This window comes from Pseudomonas peli (assembly GCF_050563605.1).
Classification (GTDB): domain Bacteria; phylum Pseudomonadota; class Gammaproteobacteria; order Pseudomonadales; family Pseudomonadaceae; genus Aquipseudomonas; species Aquipseudomonas peli_A.
In genome coordinates, this window is record NZ_JBNXUH010000463.1 from 1 (window position 1) to 244 (window position 244).

Below are 244 nucleotides of genomic sequence, written 5' to 3' on the forward strand. Positions count from 1 at the left end.
AGCAGGTACATGCCCTTGATGATGCCTTCCTCGATGCCGGCCGGCATGGCGGGCTGCTGGTAGGACTCGTTCATCACGGCGATGTAGTAGCCGNCCTACAAGGCACTGCACTCGTGGGGCGTAGTCGGCGGCGTCAAGTGTGTATAAGAGACAGAGCAGGTACATGCCCTTGATGATGCCTTCCTCGATGCCGGCCGGCATGGCGGGCTGCTGATAGGACTCGTTCATCACAGTGATGTAGTAG

The 244-nt window shown here is 58.8% G+C and carries 1 pseudogene; it reads right to left on the reverse strand.

Annotated features, from left to right (window positions below):
- Positions 1–153 precede the first annotated feature (153 nt).
- Positions 154–244 (reverse strand): annotated as a pseudogene (locus ACQ4LH_RS22250) (hypothetical protein); the annotation flags it as partial.